This is a genomic window from Roseinatronobacter monicus (assembly GCF_006716865.1).
Classification (GTDB): Bacteria; Pseudomonadota; Alphaproteobacteria; order Rhodobacterales; family Rhodobacteraceae; genus Roseinatronobacter; species Roseinatronobacter monicus.
Map to the genome: position 1 here is coordinate 2,882,475 of NZ_VFPT01000001.1, position 13,610 is coordinate 2,896,084.

The window sequence follows — 13,610 nt, forward strand, 5'->3', positions numbered from 1 at the left end:
TCTGTATCCGCCCTGTTGCCCAAGCCCGCGCGAAAAGGCCATGCCCATGACGATTTATGTAGATGCGGATGCCTGCCCCGTGAAAGCCGAGATCGAACGTGTCGGCACGCGCCACAAATTACCTATCATCATCGTTTCTAATGGCGGGATCAGGCCTTCGCCCAACCCGCTGATCGAAACAATCATCGTGGACGCAGGCGCGGATGAAGCAGATAAATGGATCGCAGAGCGCGCGGGGCCGGGCGATGTGGTGGTCACAGGCGACATTCCACTGGCTGCAAAATGTGTCGAGGCAGGCGCACAGGTGCTGAAACACAATGGCGAGGAGTTGAGCGCCCAGAACATTGGAAATGTTCTGGCAACACGCGACCTGATGGCCGACCTGCGCGCCGCAGACCCCTTTCGACAGGGCGGCGGGCGCAGCTTTTCCAAGGCAGACCGCTCGCGCTTTCTGGATGCGCTGGAACGCGCAGTGCGCAAAGCTGCCCGCTGAGCGCGGCTATAAATGCGCCAGCCTGCGCGCAATCAGCCAGCTTGCCGCCGCCATCACCCCCGCAGTGGCAAGGCAGAGCGGCAGACCGCCGAACTGATAGCTGATCCCGGAAAGCAATGTGCCAAGCAACCGCCCAGCCGCATTTGCCATGTAATAGAAACCGACATCGCGTGTGATCCGATCTGCCGCGCCGAAGGCAAGGATCAGATAGGAATGCACCGCAGAATTCAGCGCAAAGACAAAGCCAAAGATCAGCAAGCCCACAACCAGCAGCCCTGTCAGCCACGGCGCCGGAGCATCAGCAAATGCCGCCGCAAGCGCGAGCACAGCAGGGATCGGCACCAGCACCCCCGCCCAGAGGATGGCTTTTCGGGCTATGGCCTGTTCGGACTGGCCCTTACGCCCCAACAAAGCGGGTGCAAAAGCCTGCACCGCGCCATACCCGATGATCCACAGCGCCATGAACCCGCCCACCAGAAAGAAGGCCTCGCGCCGCCCCTCTGCTGTGCCGTCGGACAAGACGGCCTGAAAATAGATGGGAATGCCCACCACAAACCACACATCGCGCGCACCAAACAGGAACAGACGCGCAACGCTCAGGCGGTTGACGCGCGGGTCATGCGACCGCCAGCCAGACCATGTATCGGCCCCTTTCATCCGCCCCGGCAACCCTTCGGGCAAAAACAAAAGGACAGCGGCCAGAATGACCACCAACACCCCCGCCATGCCCCAGACTGCCGCCTGAAACCCAGCTGTCGCAAGCAGGGCCGCGCCCAGAAAGAACCCGGCGCCCTTGACCGCGTTCTTTGATCCGGTCAGCAAGGCCACCCAGCGAAACAAGGCCCCCTCTTGCGCAGGTGCCAGCAGCTTCACGGCCGATTTGGAGGACATCTTGGACAGGTCTTTGGCCACACCAGAGACACCCTGCACAGCCATTACAAACACGACCGAGGCCGCGATGGTCCAGTCAGGGTCCAGTTGCGCCAGCGCGGCCAGAGCCGCGATTTGCAAGGCCAGCCCCGCATATAGCGTGGCCGCCAACCCGAACCGCGCCGCCAGCCAGCCCGCAGCAAGATTGGTGATGATCCCGGCCACTTCATATAACACAAACAGCCAGGCCAGTTGCACAGGGGTGAAGCCCAGCGCGTTGAAATGCAACAGCACCAACATCCGCAACGCGCCATCGGAAAGCATAAAGGCCCAATAAGCGGCAGTCACGGCCATGTAAGCGCGCAAGGGGTTTGCTGTTGTGGTCACGGCTGGGCCTTATTCTGAGGGGGGAAAGGGGGGCTGTCTGCCCCCCTCTTGCCCGTTCCGGGCAATTCACCCCCCGAGAGTATTTTGAGCAAGAAAATGGATCACAGGCTGTGCGTAATCATGCGGGTGATGTCGCCAAGACGGCAGGCATAGGCCCATTCATTGTCATACCATGCATAGAGTTTGAGTTGCGTGCCGCCTGTCACCATTGTTGAAGGGCCGTCGATGATGGCAGAGCGCGGGTCATTGGTGTAATCGCAGGACACAAGGGGCCGGGATTCAAAGCCCAGAATACCCTTGAGCGGGCCTTGCGCAGCCGCTTGGAACAGGGCGTTGACCTCATCGACCGTGGTGGCGCGCTCCATCTCGAACACGCAATCGGTGAGCGAGGCGTTCAGCAAAGGCACGCGCACAGCATGGCCGTTTAGCCTACCTTTCAGTTCCGGATAGATCAGCGTGATCGCAGTGGCGCTGCCTGTCGTGGTGGGAATAAGATTTGTCAGGGCAGAGCGCGCGCGGCGCATATCTTTTGCGGGGCGGTCGACGATGGTCTGTGTGTTGGTGACGTCATGGATGGTGGTGATTGATCCGTGGCGGATGCCAAGCGCTTCGTGAACCACCTTGACTACAGGGGCAAGACAATTGGTGGTGCAGCTTGCTGCTGTGATGATCTGGTGTTGGCCCGGATCATAAAGGTGGTGGTTCACACCATAGACCAAGTTCAGCGCGCCATCGTCCTTGACAGGGGCGGATACGGCGACTTTCCGGACACCCGCGTTGAAATAGGGGGCGAGTTTTGCACCTGTCTTGAACACGCCTGTGCAATCAATGACCAGATCGACCCCCATCTCGGCCAGCGGCAGGTCTTCGATCCGGCGCGCGTGGGTCAGACGGATCGGCTGCCCGTTTAGCACAAGTGCGCCCGCGTCATAGGCGACAGGGGTCGGCCAGTGCCCGTGGACGGAGTCGAATTCCATCAGCAGCGCGTGCTGCTCTGCATCGCCCACGGGATCGTTCAAGAGCACAATCTCGCCACCTGAACCGGTATCGATCAGATCGCGCAGCACCAGCTTGCCGATGCGCCCAAGCCCATTCAGGGCAATGCGGGGACGGTCGTCTTGGATCATGTGTCAGGCTCTTTCCTGGGTGAGGGCATTGGTATCAATCGTATCGATACGGGTTTGCAGGGCCGTCCGGTCGACCGGCGGTTGTGGCAAGGCGACAAGCTCTGCCAGCCGTTTGCGCAACGCATGATAGGTTTGGGCGAAGGCCTGCGACGCGGCGGGATCAGGCAGGCCCCAATGCCCCATGACCGGACAGCCCGCCCAAGGGGGGCAGTCCTGCGCGGCAGCCTTGTCGCAAACCGTAATCACAATATCCAGCGCTGGCGCATCGGCGCGCTGAAATTCCGAGAGGTGTTTGGAGCGCAGACCTGACACATCATGACCATTGTCGCGCAAGGTTTGCAGGGCTTCGGGATGCGGGGTTTGGGCGGGCTGAATACCGGCGGAATAGGCGCGGAACCGCCCCTTGCCCAGATCGTGCAACAGCGCCTCGGCCATGATCGAGCGGGCCGAGTTTCCCGAGCACAGGAACAGCACGCCTAGCGTCATATCCCCGCCGCAAGGGTGATGCCGGGGCACGATCGGGGCCAGCAAATCGGCACGCGCGCGCCCGACATCGAATGCAAGATAGCCAATCAGCGCGTCTGTCCGGTCCTGATTGACGCTGTAGAAAAGCGACCGGCCTTGCCGCGTGACCTCCAGCAAGCCGGTCGATGTCAGCTCGCCCAAGTGATGAGACAGGGTGTTCTTTTTCAACCCTAACATCTGCGCAATCTCGGTCGGGCGCTGCGCGCGGGGAGCAAAGCGCATCAGAAGGCGCAAAATCGCCAACCTGTCAGGGTGACAAAGCGCTGCGAACAGCGCGGCTGCAATCCGTGAATCCATAATTCGAGAATAATGGAATTATCTACGGGCGACAAATGATTATTTTGTAACAGGGCCACATCGCACGCCCCCACCGCTATCATGCTGTTGGAAAGGTAGAGAGTTTGGTGTGAATTCGCAGACACCTTTGCCTTGCAAAGCCGGCCATGGCACGCGCAATCGGTGTGCTGCGCCACGCATTGTTGCCGCATTCGTCAGGCAAAGTTGACTTTGCGCTGGACGAGCGCGCATTTCTGACGCGTCAAGCAATAATGAGCTGGTACAAGCGTTCGAGCGAGGTCAGTCCCCTGCAAGCTCTGCGCTGGCGCCATCCGTGCAGGACCGCTTCGCGGGAAACTCTGACAAAAACACCAAACACGTTTATGTTGAAATCCTCATCCTTGAGGAATGGTTGCCGAGCAGCAGCACTTGCGGCGGCCGCTGCAACTCCCCGAATGTCGGCGGTCGGCGAGCATGCACTGCTTCGCGAAGGGTATGAGCGGATCAGCGTAAAAGTGTCTGATCCGTTCGGAGAATTCTTCCATGACATTTTGCACAAGTCGTCCCTGTGCGTTATCGGTCGCCGTTTCGGCCAAGGTTGTTATACGGAGCCGCCAAGAGTTTCCGAATCCGGAAGTCGACCAAGAAGGCATGGAAATATCGAACTGCAGAAGCGGAGCGATACGAGAGGCCCGACATATCTTTGTTCGTCTATGAACATGCACACAACTCTATGAATAAGAATGCAGTTTTGCGAGTGTCAAACTGCTGCGCTTAAGTTGGCATCATCGCCAGACTGCGTTACTAACGTGCCATGCTGCCAGGTCGCGAGGCCTCTGCTACAGTCTATCGCTGTGGCCGGATTGCCGCTCATCTTTACAACGGTATGAGCGCAGCCTTTGGAGCTTCGGATCACGAGATGACGCCCAATTAGTCCCGAACCGCTGCGGCAAGTGTTGTAATCCGGCCTACATCGACCTCGCCAATGATTGAATAGTCCAGCCCTGCATCCGTCCAGTAGGCCATGCTGTCTGTGTCCATTTGCACAACGCGCAGCGCGTAGTCTGCCTTGTCTGGCGCATGTGGGGTTATGGAGACGGTCACCCTTTCTCCCTGGCCATCGCGGAAATGGAAAATCGCAAGCGGCCCGCTATCGGCCGATACCAGCCTTGCGCTTTCCACCTCATAACCCAGCCTTTCCAGCTTCGGGCTGTCGATCTTGCGCTGCATCCGTTCCGACATCCAGTCCAGCGCCATGTCCAATTCTTCCGGCTGAAACTCGGCCTGCTGCTTGGATGCGTATTGTAGCGCATAATGCCCGGTCAAAGTTGCAGAAACAAATTGCGGATACTCCGCCCCCCTCAGTTGCGATGAGGAACTAAACAATCCATGTGCCCCCCAACCGGCTGTAAAAATCAGCACACTTGCGGCGATCCGGCCAAGGGCTGGCCCCATCAGAAACGCGCGGCGCTTTCGCGCCTGCAGCTTTGCGGCAAGTTCGCGTTCCAGCGCAGCAATACGCATATTCGTGGGCAAGTCATCTGCTGTCTGTGCCATTTCCCGGATCAGATTATCATGGTGGCGCCAGCTTGCAGTTGCCGCGCGGGCCTCCGGGTCACGGGCAAGCCGCGCTTCTACCTGCGCCATTTTTTCGGGTGAAAGCGTTCCGTCCACATAGGCCAACAGATCATCGTCCAGACCAAGATCCTGTTCAGTGTTGGTGTCTTGTGTCATCAGATGTTTCCTTTCCTGTTCAGAACAGCCAGCTTTCCCGCAGTGACGCCAGACACGATCTTGCGCAACGCTTCGCGCCCGCGCCCCAGCCGGGACATGAAAGTACCCAAAGGCACATCGAGCGAGCGCGCCGCCTCGACATAGGACATTTCGCGCAAGGCAATCAGGATGATGGGTTTGCGCTGCGCTTCTGGTAGTTGGTCAAGCGCTTGCAGCACCTGTTTGAGTTCAAGCTGTGTATGCTGGTGATCCGGCACTACGGGTTCAGGCAAATCCGGCGCAGCGTCGCTGCGGGTTTTCGCGCGGCGCAAGTCGCTGATATGGGTGTTGTGCATGATACGAAACAACCACGGGCGCAGGTTCGTTCCAGGTTGCCATGTATCGGCCTTATCAATGGCTTTCACAAGCGTTTCTTGCACCAGATCATCCGCCGCTGTCGGATCACGGGTCAGAACCAGCGCATAGCGGCGCAGACTTGCCGTGTGCAACGTCACTTCAGCTTTCAGACTCACAATATTGCCTCCGGTCAAGGTTTCTGCACATACGCGCCACAGGCCGTTTTCATCCAAAAAAATCGACAGCTTTTGCAAAAAACTCTTTCGCAAAGCGCGGATTAAAACGCCCCGGCCCGCGTTATTTCGGATGAAGTGCAGCGGGCAGAATTTGTCCGACTGCCGCGTTACAGGAGGGCTGCCATGGGCAATGATCTTATCATCCGGCCACAGGTTCCGGCAAAAAGGCCGGAGGTTTCGCTTCCCGGACTTGTGTTCGGAACCAGACCACGGATTATCCTCAAGCGCAGCTTGTGGATGCTGATTGTAACTTTCACGCTCTATTTCGGGGTGATCGGCAACCTGATGCACCGGATTGATGCAGACCTTGAATTCACGCCCCCTGCCCCGATTGAAGGGGGGAGCCATGCGGTGAATATGGCTGAGGCGCTGATCACCCGTGAAGTGGTCACCCATCGCTGGACCGCGAATGACCCGGTCTTCTTTCCAACAGCGTTTCACGACAACATGCCGAATTTCCAGCGTGGCATGATGCGCGCGATCAGCCGTTTCACACTGGAGCTGGAAAACCAGATCGGTCGGCTGCGCGGGTCATCGGCCATTGACAACGATCTGGAGCGGGCCAGCGGCCTGCTGCAATTCCCTACTGATGTCTGGATTTTCGATTTGGACCAGTCGTTTCTGCCAGTTCAGCCCGCAGTGACACAGTATGAAGCCGCCGCGCGTGCCTTGCGAGCTTATAACACGAGGGTCGCACAAGGAATTGCGATCTTTGAAACCCGCGCCGATGCGCTTGCCCTGACGGTGGATCGAATGGCGAGTGAATTAGGCTCTCGCGCGGCCATCGTTGATGAGCATGTCAGCGCGGATGGCTTCATTATCGATATGGTATCTGACGACATTTTCTATCTGAACAAGGGCATGGCCTATGCGTCATATCTTTTGCTGCGCGAATTGGGGCGCGATTTCGAGGCTGTCATATCAGCGCAGGGGTTGACGCGGGTCTGGCTTCAGGCGTTGGAAAGTCTGCGCGAGGCGTCACAGCAACAGCCGCTTGTTGTGCTTAACAGCTCTGGCGCGAACAGCTTTCTCGCCAATCACCTGCATTTGCAGGGCTTCTATCTGAAGCGCGCGATCCTGCAACTGGATGAGATATCGCGCGTCATCCGGGCAACACGGTGATCCCGACCGCCTGATACTGCTGCCAACTTTACACGGCGCTTGGATGACACTTCATCTGAGCGCCGTTTTGTCTTGGCGTAGGGAATGTGAGGGCGGTCAAAGGCGCTTGCATTCGGCACCAGACACCAGCGCATAAATAACAGCTTTGAGGGGCTTTGCGGACGGTGGATGTTAGCGCGAAGCCGCGCAGCGTCGGGCCGCGGTGCGGCGATCCAAGATTCAATCTGTAGCGCTTTATGCCGGCCAAATCCGCAAAAGATCAAAGCTATGCTCAGGTGGCAGCCAAATCGCCGTGCCGTGGGTGCGGCCCGGCGATGCGCGGCGGGCTGACGCCCTTGATTCCGCGCAGAACCAGCCAGCGACCGGCGGCTCCGTCCCGCAAAACTGACCCCTGTCACTCATGGCGTCACCTTTATATCGGGCACAATATATCAGGGTTTCAGATACGAAAAAGCCGGGCCACGCTGCCCGGCTTTTTCCACCTTGCGAAAAGCTTTTTCATTCTGCGGCAATAGCGTGACTTTCGGGGTGTTCATCCTCCACCAGTTCAAGAACCTCTCTGGTAATTTCTGCGTCGCGCTGCGCGCGCAGTGCCAGGTCTTCAACATCAAGCGCCAGCGTCTTATGCGACAGGCCCAGCCGGTTCAATTGCCCCTCGGACAGACGCATCAGGGTTGCCGTGATGATGGTCATGTCACGCTCTTGCAGCCAAGCATCATAGGCGCCCGGCTGACGGTACCGCACACGCCCCCAAAGGCTTATCAGCCCATGCTTTCGAAGGCTTTGGCTTGCAGGCTGCGGCAGGTTGGTTGAGGTCATGGACATGGTATCCTCCTGTTGCTGATACCGCACAAACGCGCGCGCGCGCGGTTTCATCCCCGGCTCGCTCTTTGGTGAGCTGTTTTTTTGCGATTTCCCTGCACCTCATGAACAACGGCCGAAAAACCCGCTGAAATTGTCGGTTTTTTGTCGGGTCGCGGGATGAAAGCCAAGGCTGGAGCGTTCTTTGACCAACAGCGCAGAAAGATCTTGCGCAACTCTGACATGGCTTACCGGACGGATCGGACAGGCAGCCCCCTCCCCGCCCATGTCAGGGACAAGACCAACATCAAGGCTGCCCCGGATATAAACTGATGCGCGCAACCTCTCCCCTGCGCCTGAACGCGTCTGCGCGGGTGCAATCTCTCACGCTGGCTGACAGGCAAGACCTGCCCCCGACACAAGCGGCGCAACCTGTTCCTGCCACTCGCTCCGCCGCCAAGCCGGGGCGCAGGCAGGTCTTGCGGCAAGTCATTCTGTCAATTCTGGTGCTGTCCGTCATGTGGGGGGCATTGACCAGCTGGCGGGTCGAGGCCCTGATTTTCGGACTTCCCGCAATCGCACTAGGGGCGATGGTTTCATTCCTGTTGCCGCCAACATCGGGCTTTCGCTTGTCGCTGCGCGGCGCAATGAGCTTTGCGCTATGGTTCGCAGTGCAATCCGTGCGAGGTGCCGTGGATGTGGCGCTGCGGGCCTTTTCACCGGATATGGGGCTGCGCCCCTGCTTTCGCATCTATCCATTCAGCCTGCCAATGGGTGCGCCGCGGATCACCTTTGTCAATATCATCACGCTCCTGCCCGGCACCTTGTCGGCCGAGATCAATGACGACGTGGTGATCGTCCACATGCTCGATGCGCGCATCGAGCTGGAACCTGCGCTGGTTGACCTTGAAACCCGCATTCGCGCGTTGTTCGCCCTGCCCCAGACCCCGGAGCATCTGACATGACCACATTTCTGTCCCTGATCCTGATTGCCTTGCTACTCTCGATCCTTGCAGGGCTTGTCCGTATATTCCGCGGCCCCGAACCGGCCGAGCGCATGTTGGCCGCGCAGCTTTTCGGCACGGCGGCCGTGGCAATCCTGCTTGTCCTGTCGCAGTTGATGGCGATGCCTGCCTTGCTGGATGTCGCAATGGTGTTTGCATTGCTGGCAGCCATCACGCTGGTGGCCTTTGTGGTGCTTGCGTCACGGGGGGTGCGCTGATGGTGGACTTGGCGGCTGCTGTCCTGATTACAACGGGCACTGCGTTTTTCATCGCAGGCACTGTCGGGTTGCTGCGTTTTCCCGATATCTTCTGCCGCCTGCACGCCCTGACCAAAGCCGATGGGCTGGGGCTGGCGCTGATCGCGCTTGGTGTGGCCCTTATGGCCGCCACGCCCGGCGCGGTGTTCCGTATCGTGCTGATCTGGTTCTTTGTTGCGACCGCCAGCGCAACCTGCGGCCATCTGGTCGCCCGCTATGCCCGCCAAAGCGGCGCAGGGGTGGTGCGCCATGACTGATCCGCTGGTGATCTTTGATATGCTTCTGGCGCTGGCAATCGTCGCGCTTGCCGCAGCATCGCTGAGCGTGCGCGATCTGTTTTCCATGATCGTTCTGTTCATCATCTTCGGCCTGCTTTCGGCACTGGCCTGGGTGCGGTTATCCGCACCAGATGTCGCATTGGCAGAGGCGGCGATTGGCACGGGCGTAACCGGCGCGCTGCTGCTCAAGACGCTGCACCATCTGCGCTATGTCTCGGGGACATTGAACCAGCAAACGGCACTGGGCGTGACGCCAGTGGCCCCAGTGCCAATGGGCATCATTCTGGCAAATGCGGGGTTCTGCGGGCTGATCACTCTGGGGCTCGTCGTGGCGTTTCTGGGCGCACCGGCGACGGGCCCGGGCTTTGACGCACTGGTGGTCGAAGCCATGCCCCAAAGCGGCGTGGAACAACCCGTCACAGGCGTTTTGCTGAATTTCCGTGCCTATGACACGCTGATGGAAGTTGTTGTGCTGCTGGCCGCCGTGGTCGCAGTCTGGCAGATCGAGCGCGGGTTGTCAGAGGCCCCTGCCCCCGTAATGGGCGAGGTCTGGCAAGGCTTTGCACGGCTGGCCCTGCCCGCAATCGTTGTGGTCGGCACCTATCTATTATGGGTGGGGGCCGAGGCGTCGGGCGGCGCGTTTCAGGGTGGCGCAGTGCTGGCAGCAGTGGGGCTTTTGCTGCTGCTGACGCGCGCCTATGTCCCGCAGCCCGCCCATCGCGGGATTGCGCGCGGGGCCTTTGTGCTGGGCACGGCGGCTTTTGCGTTGGTCGCCCTTCTGGTCGCCAGCGGTGGGCGCGTCGCCTTCGAATATCCGCTGGAACACGCCAAAACCCTGATCCTGCTGATAGAGGGGGTGGTGACCCTCTCCATCGCTGTAACTCTGGCCGCGCTGTTTCACGGGCGCGAGCCGGTCGCGCTTATCGAAGGGGGCCCCAATGACACCTGATCTGATTTATGGCCTGACCGGGATTGCGGTTTTCGGCATCGGGCTTGTCGGCGCGCTCTGCGCTCAAGACCGGCTGCGCCGGGTGTTGGCGCTGAAACTGTGTTCCGTCGGCGCGGGCTTTCTGCTGGTCGTGGGGGCGTGGCGCGAACCGCCCGCCACAACTGACCCCGTGCCACATGCACTGGTGATTACCGGCATCGTTGTGATGGTCAGCGCAACGGCTGTCGCCCTTGCCCTGATCCGCCGCCTGCAAACTCTGGAAACGACCGATGAGCATTGAAATCTCTCCCATGATCCTTGCGGTGTTCGTGCCGCTATTCGGTGCGATTGCAGCCTTTGTGCTAACGCGTGTGGCTGCCCTGATCGGCCTTGCAACGCTGGTCCTGACCACTGGCGCAGTGATCTGGCTGGCACGCGATGTGCTGGCAGCGGGGGCAATTGTGCTGCCCCTTGGTGGATGGGGCGCACCCTTGGGCATTGACCTGCGCGCTGACGGGCTGAGCGTGGCCATGCTGGCCCTGACCAGTGCGGTCGGGTTTCTGGTCAGTATCGCCGCGCTCGACAGCCTGAAAGGGGCCGATCAGGTGCGCCAGCGGCAGTATTTCTGGCCGCTCTGGCTGCTGTTGCTGACGGGCATGAACGGGGTCTATCTTAGCACCGATATCTTCAACCTATATGTGATGATCGAAGTCATCGCGCTGGCCGCCGTGGGCCTGACGGTCCAGAGCGGCAGCCGTGCAGCCCTGCAGGCGGGGCTTGAGTATATGTATGCCTCGATCCTTGGCGCGTTGTTGTTCCTGATGGGGGTGGGGTTTGTGTATCTGCAACTGGGCCGACTGGATTTTGCGGGGCTGAGCGGGGCCGCGCCGACTGGCGCGCTGGTTGCCGCGTTGGCGCTGATCTTTGTGGGGCTGGCGCTGAAAACCGCGCTTTTCCCGCTACATTTCTGGCTGCCTGCCGCCCATGCCAACGCAACGGCACCTGCCAGTGCGCTCCTGTCGGGGCTGGTGGTCAAGGCCGCGCTTTATATCGTGCTGCGACTGGCGCAATACATGCCCTTTCCGTCAGAGAACCTGCTGACGCTGGTGGGGCTGATGGGCGCGGGCGCTGTGATCTGGGGCGGGGTTCAGGCGTTGCGTGCTGAACGGCTGAAGCTGCTGGTCGCATGGTCGACAGTGGCGCAGATCGGGCTGATCTTTGTGGCCTTTGCCCGCGCGGGCGAGTTGGGGCTGACCGAAAGCTGGAAGGCGGCAGCACTCCTGATCCTTGCGCATGGGATTGCGAAAGCCGCGATGTTTCTGGCCGCAGGCCGTATCAAGGACGAGATCGGCCACGACGTGATCCGCGATCTGGACCGCACACCCATACGGCCCACACTGGCGCAATTCACCTTCGCGCTGGCCGCGATCAGCCTGATCGGGCTGCCTCCCTCGCTTGGCTTCATTGGAAAATGGGCGCTGATGGAAGGTGCGATGGCCGCGGGCTACTGGCACTGGGTCGCGGTTACGATGGTCGGTACGCTGATGTCAGTGGCCTATTTCAGCCGTGTTTTTGCGGGCTTCCTGCGGTTCGACCGGGTGCGCGCACCGTTGGGCGAGCATCAGGGCTGGGCGCTGGCCGATGCGGCCCCGCTGACACTGGCGCTGATGGCGATTGGCCTTGGCCTGCTGGCCGCGCCCCTGCTGAGCTTTCTTGAAATCGGTTATCCGTTCGGAGTGGCACCATGATGGATGCGCCCCTGCTGCCCCTGTTCATTCTGCTGACCTCGCTTCTGGCCGCGCCGATCCTGTTCGCGCTGCCGGAACGCGCCGCAAAGCTGCGCACCGCGATCAATCTTGGCATGGCGGCGCTGAAAGTAGCGCTTGTCGGCTCGCTGAGCCTGAAGGTCAGTCAGGGCGTGATCTATGATCTGCGCTTCGAGGTGCTGCCGGGGCTGGAATTCAAGTTGCAAGCCGACCCGCTTGCAATCCTATTCATCGCGCTTTCGGCGGTGCTGTGGCTGATTACGACGGTCTATTCTGTGGGCTATCTGGAACATGGCCCGCATCGCGCGCGGTTTTTCGGCTTTTTCAGCCTGTGCGTGGCCGCGACTGTGGGGATTGCCTTGTCGGGCAACCTGTTCACTTTCCTTTTGTTTTACGAGTTGCTGACGCTGGCGACCTATCCGTTGGTCATTCATCGCGGCACGGCAGAGGCCCTGCGCGCCGGGCGCATCTACCTGATTTATACACTGGCGGGGGGCTTGGTTCTGCTGCTGGGCACGCTGGGTCTATGGGTTCTGGCGGGTACGACCGATTTCGTCCCCGGCGGCATACTGGCCGATATGGCCGCTGAAAACCGGCTGGCGGCGCAACTGCTGTTTGTAGTGCTGATCGGTGCGCTGGGGGTCAAAGCCGCGCTGCTACCGTTTCACCGCTGGCTGCCGATTGCAATGGTCGCACCTGCGCCAGTTTCAGCCTTGCTGCATGCAGTGGCGGTGGTCAAGGCCGGTGCCTTCGGGATCATGCGCGTGGTCTATGAGGTTTTCGGGATCGAGACCGCGCAGGCGCTTGGGGTCACCGCACCGCTGGCGGCGCTGGCGGGCGTCACCATCATCTATGGGTCGCTGAAAGCGATCACGCAGGATGACATCAAGAAGCGGTTGGCCTATTCGACCGTGTCTCAGGTCAGCTACATCACGCTGGGCGTGGCGCTGGCCAGCCCCATCGCCGCCGTGGGTGCGCTGGCGCATCTGATCCATCAGGGGTTGATGAAGATCACCATGTTCATGGCCGCAGGCAATCTGGCCGAAGGACTGGGTGTCAAGCGCGTCAGCCAGATGGACGGGGTGGGGCGCGCCATGCCGGGCACGATGCTGGCCTTTACGCTGGCAGCACTTGGCATGATCGGGCTGCCGCCCTTAGCCGGTTTTGTCAGCAAATGGTATCTGGCGCAGGGCGGGCTGGAGGCCGGGCAGGCTTGGGTGATTGCGCTGCTGCTGGGGTCCAGCCTGCTGAACGCGATCTACTTCCTGCCCATGCTGCACCGCGCATGGTTCCGTGATGCGGCACCAGAGGGGGCAGGCGCGCCGGGCCGCCCGCGCATTGGCTGGATGCTGGCCGCGCCCCCCGTCACCACGGCGGTTCTGGTGCTGGTTGCAGGGGGCTTTGCCAATGCGCCCTTCAGCCCGTTGGAATGGACGCGCTTCATTGTTGCAATCGAGTATCAGGAGTGAC

Annotated in this window: 16 protein-coding genes; 10 read left to right on the top strand and 6 right to left on the bottom strand. The window is 60.3% G+C overall.

The window, feature by feature from the left end; translation table 11 throughout:
* Window positions 1-46 precede the first annotated feature (46 nt).
* Window positions 47-493: a YaiI/YqxD family protein gene (locus BD293_RS13710; protein ID WP_142082593.1), complete on the top strand. Its 447-nt coding sequence runs from the start codon at window positions 47-49 to the stop codon at window positions 491-493.
* Window positions 494-499: 6 nt separating this feature from the next.
* Here BD293_RS13710 and arsJ read toward each other — a convergent pair whose 3' ends face one another.
* The 3 genes from arsJ to BD293_RS13725 form a co-directional block, all read right to left on the bottom strand.
* Window positions 500-1,717: an organoarsenical effux MFS transporter ArsJ gene (arsJ, locus tag BD293_RS13715; RefSeq protein WP_142084603.1), complete on the bottom strand. Its 1,218-nt coding sequence runs from the start codon at window positions 1,715-1,717 to the stop codon at window positions 500-502.
* A gap of 134 nt (window positions 1,718-1,851) precedes the next feature.
* Window positions 1,852-2,877: an ArsJ-associated glyceraldehyde-3-phosphate dehydrogenase gene (locus BD293_RS13720; protein ID WP_142082594.1), complete on the bottom strand. Its 1,026-nt coding sequence runs from the start codon at window positions 2,875-2,877 to the stop codon at window positions 1,852-1,854.
* A gap of 3 nt (window positions 2,878-2,880) precedes the next feature.
* On the bottom strand, window positions 2,881-3,699 hold the full coding sequence (locus BD293_RS13725) for a metalloregulator ArsR/SmtB family transcription factor (RefSeq protein WP_142082595.1): 819 nt from the start codon (window positions 3,697-3,699) through the stop codon (window positions 2,881-2,883).
* Between the two features lie 146 nt (window positions 3,700-3,845).
* On the opposite strand from BD293_RS13725, the gene BD293_RS22735 reads away from it, so the two are divergent.
* Window positions 3,846-4,415, top strand: a complete 570-nt coding sequence (locus BD293_RS22735; RefSeq protein WP_170207145.1) for a hypothetical protein — start codon at window positions 3,846-3,848, stop codon at window positions 4,413-4,415.
* A gap of 193 nt (window positions 4,416-4,608) precedes the next feature.
* Here the strand turns inward: BD293_RS22735 and BD293_RS13735 are convergent, their stop codons facing one another.
* A complete protein-coding gene (locus tag BD293_RS13735) occupies window positions 4,609-5,412 on the bottom strand; it encodes an anti-sigma factor family protein (protein ID WP_142082596.1) in 804 nt (267 codons plus the stop codon).
* Window positions 5,412-5,924, bottom strand: coding sequence for a sigma-70 family RNA polymerase sigma factor (locus tag BD293_RS22960; protein ID WP_211841031.1), 513 nt, complete (start codon window positions 5,922-5,924; stop codon window positions 5,412-5,414). Before BD293_RS22960 ends, BD293_RS13735 begins: the two co-directional genes overlap by 1 nt.
* Window positions 5,925-6,107: 183 nt before the next feature.
* Here BD293_RS22960 and BD293_RS13745 point away from each other — a divergent pair, with 183 nt between their 5' ends.
* Window positions 6,108-7,106, top strand: a complete 999-nt coding sequence (locus BD293_RS13745; protein WP_142082598.1) for a DUF2333 family protein — start codon at window positions 6,108-6,110, stop codon at window positions 7,104-7,106.
* Between the two features lie 498 nt (window positions 7,107-7,604).
* Here the strand turns inward: BD293_RS13745 and BD293_RS13750 are convergent, their stop codons facing one another.
* Window positions 7,605-7,931, bottom strand: a complete 327-nt coding sequence (locus BD293_RS13750) for a hypothetical protein (RefSeq protein WP_142082599.1) — start codon at window positions 7,929-7,931, stop codon at window positions 7,605-7,607.
* Between the two features lie 308 nt (window positions 7,932-8,239).
* On the opposite strand from BD293_RS13750, the gene BD293_RS13755 reads away from it, so the two are divergent.
* From BD293_RS13755 to BD293_RS13785, 7 genes are read left to right on the top strand one after another with little or no spacing between them, the layout of a single operon-like run.
* A complete protein-coding gene (locus tag BD293_RS13755) occupies window positions 8,240-8,872 on the top strand; it encodes a Na+/H+ antiporter subunit E (protein ID WP_142082600.1) in 633 nt (210 codons plus the stop codon).
* The gene (locus tag BD293_RS13760) at window positions 8,869-9,129 is read left to right on the top strand and encodes an MrpF/PhaF family protein (RefSeq protein WP_142082601.1); all 261 of its coding nucleotides are present in this window, start codon (window positions 8,869-8,871) and stop codon (window positions 9,127-9,129) included. Before BD293_RS13755 ends, BD293_RS13760 begins: the two co-directional genes overlap by 4 nt.
* Window positions 9,129-9,425 (top strand): cation:proton antiporter, encoded by a 297-nt coding sequence (locus tag BD293_RS13765; protein WP_211841032.1) that lies wholly within the window; start codon window positions 9,129-9,131, stop codon window positions 9,423-9,425. The genes BD293_RS13760 and BD293_RS13765 overlap by 1 nt, the downstream gene beginning before the upstream one ends.
* Entirely contained in the window at window positions 9,418-10,395 is a 978-nt protein-coding gene (locus BD293_RS13770; protein WP_170207147.1) for a hydrogenase subunit MbhD domain-containing protein, read from the top strand. Before BD293_RS13765 ends, BD293_RS13770 begins: the two co-directional genes overlap by 8 nt.
* Window positions 10,385-10,675, top strand: a complete 291-nt coding sequence (locus BD293_RS13775) for an NADH-quinone oxidoreductase subunit K (RefSeq protein ID WP_142082604.1) — start codon at window positions 10,385-10,387, stop codon at window positions 10,673-10,675. The genes BD293_RS13770 and BD293_RS13775 overlap by 11 nt, the downstream gene beginning before the upstream one ends.
* Entirely contained in the window at window positions 10,665-12,122 is a 1,458-nt protein-coding gene (locus BD293_RS13780) for a complex I subunit 5 family protein (protein ID WP_142082606.1), read from the top strand. The genes BD293_RS13775 and BD293_RS13780 overlap by 11 nt, the downstream gene beginning before the upstream one ends.
* Window positions 12,119-13,609, top strand: coding sequence for a complex I subunit 5 family protein (locus tag BD293_RS13785; RefSeq protein ID WP_142082607.1), 1,491 nt, complete (start codon window positions 12,119-12,121; stop codon window positions 13,607-13,609). Before BD293_RS13780 ends, BD293_RS13785 begins: the two co-directional genes overlap by 4 nt.
* Window position 13,610 lies beyond the last annotated feature (1 nt).